1 protein-coding gene is annotated in these 531 nt (G+C 67.8%); it reads left to right on the top strand.

Annotated elements, in window-relative coordinates; all coding sequences use genetic code 11:
- Nucleotides 1-531 (top strand): methyltransferase (locus tag E0H75_RS42795; RefSeq protein WP_272948994.1); only part of this gene is annotated, 531 nt, incomplete at both ends.

Below are 531 nucleotides of genomic sequence, written 5' to 3' on the forward strand. Positions count from 1 at the left end.
GTTCCCGGCAAGGCGTACGACTTCGGCGGTTGGGTGCAGATGCTGGACCGCCGGCTCTACCCGGCGTGGGGCAGGCTGACCGAGGCGGTGCGAACCAATCGGCCGACGAGCTGGAACCCCGACGAGCAGGAGCACTTGTTCGCGGGTGAGGACCCCAAGTTGCTGGCCTTGTTCTGGGAGGCGATGCATTCGCTGTCGACGCTCACCGCGCGCGAGCTCGGTGCGTACGTCGACCTGTCGGCCTCTACCGCCCTGCTCGACATCGGCGGTGGCTCCGGGGCCTTCGACATCGAGTTGTGCCGGCGTTACCCGAACTTGCGGGCAACGGTGTTCGATCTGCCGCCGGTCTGCGAGATCGCCGCGAAGAAGGTCGCGGCGGCAGGGTTCGAGGACCGGATCGGGGTCGCCCCGGGCGATTTCCTCGCCGATCCCGAGCTCCCGGCGGGCCATGACGTCGTACTGCTGTCCATGATCATGCACGACTGGACGCCGGAGCAGGACCTGGCGATCCTGCGCAAGTGTTTCGCGGCC

It is taken from the genome of Kribbella capetownensis, assembly GCF_004331485.1.
GTDB lineage: Bacteria > Actinomycetota > Actinomycetes > Propionibacteriales > Kribbellaceae > Kribbella > Kribbella capetownensis.